Genomic DNA, 7,963 nt, shown 5'->3' with positions numbered 1-7,963 from the left:
CCAAACCCTTCACCTGGACCGCGACCGCCGACGAGATCCTCGCCAAGGTCCGACTCGTCCAGACCAACATCAAGAAACTCGTCGACAACAACGCGAAGTGACACAAACAGGATCACGAGACACTAGGTCGGTTTCGAGAAACCTAGCTATTGGCAACCAGGTATTTCCGAGAAAATGACCGGAGTGCGCCAGTAGAATTTTGTCATTGAAGTAATCAACCTGCCCCGTGATCCACCGCTTCTTGTCCTCGAAAAGCTTGAGGCTGTGCCGAGAGCGAGCGATAATCTCTTCAGCTTCCGGCGAGAGTGCGGCGAGTGCCGCAGGGTCGATGTGGTTCGGCTTGAGCTTCGCTTCATGAATAAACAGGGAAAAATAGGGGATGATGCAGAACGGCAAAATTCCATACAGCGGCCTCTTGCTAGGGTCGCTGAGGTCTCGAATGAACCGGCCTACGAAGACCGCGTCCCGCGCAATACCCTGCTCGATTACCGCATCCGAAATATCGCTCGCCATTTCCTCATCTTCCCCTGTTGTGTATTGGCTGAAGTATCCTCCTGGAGGTGGGTACGTGCAAGTGGTTATGTAATGTGCAATAATAAAAACCAAGGGAAGTTACGCCATCTGCCAACACGTAACGTAGGGTCAAGGGCCGGAACAACGCATTCGAGGAGTTGCCCCCCCCCGTTATGTTTTTCGTGGTCCTGCAAGAGGGCCGCTGGCCTCCGGGCCCGGCATGACTGTGTCCCCCTGTCGAAGGCATGACCTGGGGGGTGTCACCGGGCCCGGGAGGTGCCGTCGGAGACGCTGATGAGAGGTCCGGCCACCGCCCGGTCCGGCGCAACGCCGGGCTTGGCCCGCTTCCCCTCCCGCTGGATGAGCATCAACCAGGCCTGGCTGACCGTCACCGCCCTCGCCTGCGACCTCCGTGCCTGGCTCCAGCTGCTGGCCTGCGATGGCGAGATGGCCACCGCGACCCCCAAGACCCTGCGCTACCGCTTCCTGCACGTGCCCGCTGTGCTCGTACGCGGCCAGCGCCGACGCCGCCTGAAGATCCCCCGAACCTGGCCCTGGGCAGCGCAGATCGTCACCGCCTTCCGCCGCCTACTGGCCCTGCCCCACCCCGCCGAGCCGTGAGAGGAGGACCGCACCGCCATCCCCGGGCCCGTGGAACCCGGCGCCCCGACGCGACAGTCGACGCGCACGCCTACCCGGCCAAGCCCACCGGGCAGAACGAACGCGACATCACGGGCAGACGCTCAACAGGCCGCTGTCGTGAACGATCGAGGCCGGACCAGACGTGTACTTCCTCCGAGCTGCTGCGGAAGACCGGGTGAGCCGATCTCGGACTGCTCGCCCGGACCGCTGACGTTACCGTGATGCCTTTGAACAGCACATATGCGTGGCGGGCAACTCCGTGACTTCCAGCTCCGACTCCTGGGACGAAGGCGAGGAGGTAGGGGCCTACGGCATCACGTGATCAAACCAGACGAGTCAGGCAAACGCCGGGACCCTGGGCCCGTCGGGAGATAACCAGCATCTTCGATCTTGCCGCTGACCATCATGAGCTGTACCGATTACGCTCAGTTGGCAACATTTATCTCTCGACGGGCCCCCTGGGGCCGCAACAGATCTCAAACGCGGCCCGGGTGGGATCGAGCAAAGGGCACTTCTCGCATCGCTCGCCCTGCTAGCGTGGTTCGTTAATCGCATATATTCCCACGGCAGTTTCCTTGCGTGGCTCACTGAAAGGCTGGGCGATGGCCGGACTTTCCGAGGAATCCTCAGCGTCCCAGGAACCCGCGCAGCTCCCCTCAACCGAGAACTGGGCATTACGCATCATCGAGGTGGTGGCACCGGAGGAGATTCCCGCCTTTCGGACCCTTGCCGAGCCTTACGTCGCGGCGCGATCGATGGGCCGACTGCGCGGCATGCGGGGACCCGGTGCGCTGGGCAGCGGTCTCGACGTCGTGGCCGCACTCACTCCGGTCGCCCTTCTGATGTGCGATGTGGCCAAGGGAGTACTGGCCGAAACGGCGAAGGACGCGATCACCCACCGCGTGACAAAGATCTTCCGGAAGAAGGCACTGACGGAGGCTGCCGTCCCTCTCCCGCTGACCGCCGAAAGACTGGCCTCGGCCAGGAGTCGCGCCCTCAAGGCGGCCATCGACGCGGGCGTGGAGCCCGAGAAGGCGCGGGCGATGGTTGACGCACTCATCGGCAGCCTCCTGGACAGCAGGGACTGACCGGTGGGGGATCGACAGGTCGACGTCCGACGGTTTCCCCCCAACACCACGTACCTGCTGCTGTTGTCGGCGACCGCCGTCCTGTCCAACGTGCTCTGGGTGGACGTCCTCTCCGAGAACCGGGCGATCCAGCTCACCCCGTGCGGGAGGCTGGTTCCCGATCTCCTGATCCGGCAGACGTGGCGAACGCCGGCTCAACAGGCGTGCGCGTCAACGGTCATGCACCATCTCGCGGTCGACTCCCTCCACAAGTTCCTCTCGGCGCTGATCCTGGGGGCACTGGCCTACTTCATGCACGTCCCGCTCAAGAGCCGGCTCAGAGCTCCGCTCAGGCAGGAGTACGCGGCGCAGAAGAGACGCATCGCAGAACTCGCGGACAGGGTCCTCGGATGGCATCCCTACGTTTATGCGACACGCTCCGGCCTGGGTAAGACCCAGGTGGGCGGATCCAGGGGGACAAGGTTCATCGCCGTGTCCAACGACGATCTCGCCCTGTCCCAGATGGCTGGCACATCCGGCAAAGCCTTCGATGCCGTCATCGTGCATGAACTCGCCCACTTGAGGGCCGAGGACATCAGGTCGTTTCAAGGGATGCGGGCCACTCGCACGCTCTTCCTGGCGTTCCTTCTCCTCCAGCTCGGAGTTGACCTGGAAATCCACCGGTCGACCACGCAGACCTTGTTCGCGTTTGCCCAACTGTCGCTGATGGCAGTCGTGATCCAACTGCTGTACCGCGCGTTCCTGCGCTCCCGCGAACTGCAGGCCGACGTCTGGGCCGCCGACCTGTTCCCGGCCGGAATGGCCCATGCGCTCGAAGCAGCAGCGAAGAAGACGAACCGCCCCGCCCGCCTCCTGCGGCGCGCGTTCGCCGACCACCCTGATCCCGTAGCGCGAGCGGCAGCGATCCGAGATCCCTTCACGTTGCTGCGATTCCCCCCGTGGTACGCGCTCGCCGCAGGATTTCTCGCCGGTGTGACGATCAGCGTTCTCACGGTTGATCTGTACTTCATTCTCGAAGCCACTCCGCAGTCGGGGTCGGCGGCTGCCCTGGCAGCGGCCATCGTGGCCGTTCCCGTCACCGCGGTGCTGGCCACGGGCATGTGGCGTCACGCCTGGGCAAACCTCCTGCGTGGGCTGCCGCCACGCACCACCCAGCTGGCCCTGGTGCTCGCGGGGGGCCTGACGGCCGGGGACTACCAGGCGTACCTTCTGACGACCCACATCACACCGTCGTTGCCGACGACTCTGATCATCGCTGTTGCGTCGCTTGCCGCAGCCGTCGCGTTGGTGCGCTGGCCCGTCGCGGTCGCGTTCGGATGGTTCCCCCGGCAGGCCGACGCCGAGGACGCGGACGGCGGGTCCGGCCACAGCAGCCGGTTCGGCTCCATGAACCGTGGGATGGTACGCCTCGCGGCCTACCTCGTCACGCTTCTGCTGCTCTACGGCTGGAGTGTGTTCTGCGGACGGGTTCATGGGGGCATCTACGAGAACGCAGGCAGGCCCTCACTGTTCGACACGGGGCTGACTTCCCCGCTGTGGCACGGGGTGGCCCTGCAGGTCCTGGGACTGATGGGGCACGGAGGCTCGGTCGCGATCATCCTGACAGCAGCGTGGGTGGTCCCGCTCATCCCGAGTACGAGGTCGCTGTACGGATCGGGGCAGCCGAATGGGCTCCTCCGCAATGGTGCCGTGTGGTGGTCGCTGGCCGCACTCGGCTGTTGGACGTTCGGACTGTCGCTCTTCCCGGGCTTCAATCGCTGGGTGGGGCTCGGCGACACCATCACCTCGCGCGAGGCGTTGATCGTCATTGCGATGTGCGGAGCCGCGGTGACGACGACACTCCGCGTCCCCAACGCCCTTTCCGGCCCGTTCGCCATGGCCGCAGGCTTCTTCACGGGACTGACGAGTTTCCTCCTGCTCGAGATCTTCGGGAACGGCGGACAGCGGTCCATCGGCACCACCGCGATGGACCTCCTGGCCGGCGGCCAACTTCTCGTCGGCGTGGCCACGGTTCTCACCGCCGTGATCAAGCGGGCGTTCGTCACCGATGCGGCTGTGATCCCCATCGCTCCTGTCACACCGTCAGTACCTGCCCCGACCCGTAGCCCGGACGCTCCTGACGCGGATGCGACGGCCGAACCACTTGCCGACGTCACGCTTTCGGACATCGTCGGCGCGGCGTTGGAACAAGTGGCCTTGGCGGGTGAAGGAAGCGGGGGATGTGTTGACACCCAGTTGGTCCTCGTTCAGCTCGTCCTCGCCGACACCGTCACCGACTGGCAGCACGTGGCCGTCCGCTCCGTCCCCATGGCCCGTCTCACCCTCCCCCGCCACCCGGATCCCGATCCGGCCCCGGCTGGCCGATGGCGCGGCCTCCGGCTGACCGGGACCCTGACCGAGGCGTTGGTCGTGGCGGCTCGCATCAGCCACGCATACGATGAGGGTGTCCTAACCTCAGGGGCCTTGCTGCTCGGCCTGATCGCGAACTCGCGGAGTGCCGCGGCCCGGGCCTTCGGAGTCGGCGTCGAGATCACCGGTCCTGACCTGATCCAGATCATCCAGGACGACGTCTGCGGCAGCACCCTGGACGGCGTCGAGTCCCTTCTGGGCTGCGAGCTCGCCTGACCGCCGACAGCTCCGACGTCAATTGGCGGCGCTGCCGCCCGGGGGGAGTGGGTGTTCCGTCGGCGCAACCCACCCAGCCCGGTGGTGGTTCGGAGATCTCCTGCCGGCGCGGCGCGTAGTGCTCCAGGAAGATCCTGCGGGTGCCGATTATTACGTCCGTGCAGGTCAGGACCGCCCTGTACTTGGGTGTGTTCCCGTCCGGCATGATCGCGTCTCGTGCTCTGCGCCTGCCGAGAATGTCATCCGACCAGCAGTGCCGGCCCTGGCTTGCCGCGGTCAGCTCCACCGGACATGGGTCATTCAGGGCCGCGAGCCTGCCGGGGGCATCGCGACGCGGCACGGTCCCCGCCCACCTGTTCGCCTACCAGCTCGCCAACGGGGTCATACCCCAACTCGGCAGGTCCGGTGCCGAAGACCCCGTCCTGTGCCACCGCTGCGACTCCCACGGCTGCACCAACGCCGCCCATCTCAGCCTCGGCAGCAACGGCTGATGGGGTGGTGCGCCCGCGAAGCGCTTCTATTAGGTGGCCGGTTGTCCTGCCGCGGCTCGACGCCGACGGACAGCGAACACGTGGAGGGAGCAAACCGAAGACGAGAAGGTTGTCTTCACAAACCACGATGATCACCGGTGGCCGCACCCGTCCCGCCCCGCTCCAGATGGCGGGACTGCACCGGTGGCAGCCCAGACGTCAGGCCATCCAGCAGTACAGGCCGTGGCCCCGCCCGTCAGCGGTGCGGGCCAGGTCCGCCAGATCCCTCAGGAGTTCCCCCACCATCTTCGGGTCGAATGTCTCGCCCTCGGCAGCCCGTTCATGGATCCACAGCTCGCCGACCTCGGCAAGGCGATCAGTCGAAGCACTGGTCAGCGCCCCTTGGAGCGCGTCCGAGACGACGAACAGCAGCGGGCCGCCCTCTTCTCCGAGATCGGCAACCGAATGCGGCTCATCGGATGCGACGAGCCCCTCGAAGCTGTGCCCGGTGAGCAGGCTCTCCGACTCGATCACCGCCTCGGAGGCATCGAAGTTGCCGCAGGTCAGTGAGCCGAAGCCTCCGTCCGGCCCGCTGTCCACGGAGCTCGCTGCTGAGGTGTCGTCAGGGGCGATGAAGAACTTGATGATGATGCTCACCCGTGCATGGTGCCTGCTCAGGCCGCCTCGGGAAAGCACGAACCCGGACAGCCCTGCCGAAAGCCATCAAGATCACGATCTACAGCCGGAGTACCGGGCTTCAGTCCCGGGCTAGCGCCGTGAGAGAACCCTGCTCGGCTTCTGTCGACGGGAGCCTCGTCAGTCGGCGTGCCGCCAGGACCGCCAAGCCAGCGGCGACTGCGAGGGCGGCACACAACGGCCACAGTGCTTTGGGAGCCGCTTGGTAAACCGCACCGCCGAGTGGCGCGGCAAGCACGACTCCGCTGATGGAGGCGCCCGCGTACAGGCTCTGGAATCGGCCCTGGAGGTGGTGGGGAGCCCGGTCGGCGACGAAGGCCGTGGAGGGTGACTTGTAGAAGATGTCGCCGATGGTGAGTAGAGCCATCATCGCAATAGCCGTCGCGGCATTGCCTCCGGCGATCAGCGCTGTGAAGCCCGAACCGAGAAGGCACAGGCCGACGCCGGTGATCAGCAGGGGGGCATGCTTGCGGAGAGCAACGGTTACGGGAAGTTCCAAACAGATGACAAGTCCGCCGTTGATGGCGATGAGCGCACCGTAGAAGCCAGTGCTGAGTCCGTGGTCGGCGAGGAAGACGGGGAGCGTCGAATACTGCTGCCGGTAGTCGATGTCAGCAGCAAAAACCGCAATCAGCATGTTCGACACCTGGCAGGAGGCCCGCGACCACTTGGACGAGGTGCGCGTGGCCATGCGCACCAACGCCTGGGTCGATCCGGACATCGGCAACAGGACAGTCGAGTCCTACGCGAACGAGATGATCGAGCGGAGACGGAAGAAGAAAAAGAATAACAATACGACCAAAAATTATGCGAGCCATATCCGTTGCCACATAATTCCGTTTGCAGGAAAACGGGCAGCGCAGACACTGAAACGCCGTGACACCATGGCGTTCGTCGACTTCCTGATGGAGAGACCCGGCATCGATGAGGCTTCTACCGTCGTCCAGGTTTTCAAGACCTGGCGGCTCCTCATGAATTACATGATCGACGAGGATGTCCCGCTGCCAGGAAACATCGTATCCCGCATCGACCTTCCAGAGGTCACGGAGCGAGAGTCCGTTGCGCTGACCCCCGAGCAAGTCGCTGCCTTGGCCGCGGCGATGCGGGAAGTCGAACCGCGATGGGAAATTCTGGTGTGGATCGGGGCATGTGCAGGACTTCGCGAAGGTGAAGCGTTCGGCCTGAAGCGTTCGGCGGTCGCCTGGCAGAACGATCTTATCTACATTGAGGAACAGCGGCAGGAAGGTAAGGCCGCAGGACTCAAGACGAAGGCCAGCTACGCGACCCTGCCGGTCGACCACTTCCTGATCGAGCGGCTGGCCGAACACATCGCCCGTTATCCCCAGGTGCCGCCCGTATCCGAGGACCGGGAGCGTGAGCGGCGGAGGATGGGCTACCAGGTACCGCCGGACGAGAGTCTGATCGTCACCAACCGGTACGGCCGGCCAATGCGGGGATCGGCGTTCAACGTCAAATGGCGCACCGCGGTCGAGCGCGCCGGGCTGCCCTCAGGGACGCGGTTCCATGCTCTCAAGCACTTCTACACAACGCGGCTTGGCGCATCCGGCCACGATCCGAAGACCGTGCAGGCGCTCTCCCGGCACGCGGAGTTCTCCGAGACCTGGGACACCTACGCCCATCCACCGCTTGCCGTGGAGGGCATCACCGTGCGGGCATTCGGCGCCCTGTTCGCTTCGGCGGACGGGGAGCGCACCGCGGCCTGAGCCGGAGTACTTGACCCAGGCCGCCTCTGATGTGCAAGACTCACTAGTGTCTCGTGATCCTGTTTGTGTCACTTCGCCTTGTTGTCGACGAGTTTCTTGATGTTGGTCTGGACGAGTCGGACCTTGGCGAGGATCTCGTCGGCGGTCGCGGTCCAGGTGAAGGGTTTGGCGTCGGTGTTCCAGTTGTCGATGTAGTCACGGATCT

Annotated in this window: 8 protein-coding genes; 5 read left to right on the top strand and 3 right to left on the bottom strand. The window is 64.8% G+C overall.

Going from position 1 to position 7,963, the window contains the following annotated elements; all coding sequences use genetic code 11:
* Positions 1–69 precede the first annotated feature (69 nt).
* On the bottom strand, positions 70–513 hold the full coding sequence (locus FCI23_RS52745) for a hypothetical protein (protein ID WP_136731114.1): 444 nt from the start codon (positions 511–513) through the stop codon (positions 70–72).
* Positions 514–807: 294 nt separating this feature from the next.
* On the opposite strand from FCI23_RS52745, the gene FCI23_RS52740 reads away from it, so the two are divergent.
* The 4 genes from FCI23_RS52740 to FCI23_RS52725 all read left to right on the top strand — a co-directional run bounded on the left by FCI23_RS52740 (position 808) and on the right by FCI23_RS52725 (position 5,359).
* Complete coding sequence (locus FCI23_RS52740; RefSeq protein ID WP_136731111.1) at positions 808–1,134, top strand: transposase; 327 nt, start codon at positions 808–810, stop codon at positions 1,132–1,134.
* Between the two features lie 623 nt (positions 1,135–1,757).
* Positions 1,758–2,243 carry a hypothetical protein gene (locus tag FCI23_RS52735; RefSeq protein WP_136731108.1) on the top strand — a complete coding sequence of 162 codons (486 nt, stop codon included), beginning with the start codon at positions 1,758–1,760 and terminating at the stop codon, positions 2,241–2,243.
* Positions 2,244–2,246: 3 nt separating this feature from the next.
* A complete protein-coding gene (locus FCI23_RS52730; RefSeq protein ID WP_136731105.1) occupies positions 2,247–4,868 on the top strand; it encodes a M48 family metalloprotease in 2,622 nt (873 codons plus the stop codon).
* A gap of 158 nt (positions 4,869–5,026) precedes the next feature.
* Positions 5,027–5,359 (top strand): hypothetical protein, encoded by a 333-nt coding sequence (locus FCI23_RS52725; protein WP_211265871.1) that lies wholly within the window; start codon positions 5,027–5,029, stop codon positions 5,357–5,359.
* 198 nt (positions 5,360–5,557) lie between these two features.
* On the opposite strand, the gene FCI23_RS52720 is transcribed toward FCI23_RS52725, so the two are convergent.
* A complete protein-coding gene (locus tag FCI23_RS52720) occupies positions 5,558–5,995 on the bottom strand; it encodes a hypothetical protein (protein ID WP_136731102.1) in 438 nt (145 codons plus the stop codon).
* Between the two features lie 100 nt (positions 5,996–6,095).
* A complete protein-coding gene (locus FCI23_RS52715) occupies positions 6,096–6,671 on the bottom strand; it encodes an MFS transporter (protein ID WP_246144885.1) in 576 nt (191 codons plus the stop codon).
* Between FCI23_RS52715 and FCI23_RS52710 the strand changes: the two genes are divergently transcribed.
* Positions 6,670–7,758: a tyrosine-type recombinase/integrase gene (locus tag FCI23_RS52710; RefSeq protein ID WP_136731096.1), complete on the top strand. Its 1,089-nt coding sequence runs from the start codon at positions 6,670–6,672 to the stop codon at positions 7,756–7,758. The two genes, FCI23_RS52715 and FCI23_RS52710, sit on opposite strands and share 2 nt — an antisense overlap.
* The last annotated feature ends 205 nt before the right edge of the window (positions 7,759–7,963 follow it).

The sequence above is a fragment of the Actinacidiphila oryziradicis genome, from assembly GCF_005047355.1.
GTDB classification, from domain to species: Bacteria; Actinomycetota; Actinomycetes; order Streptomycetales; family Streptomycetaceae; genus Actinacidiphila; species Actinacidiphila oryziradicis.
The sequence above is the reverse complement of the archived record's forward strand: the minus strand, read 5'-3'. Positions and strand labels throughout refer to the sequence as shown.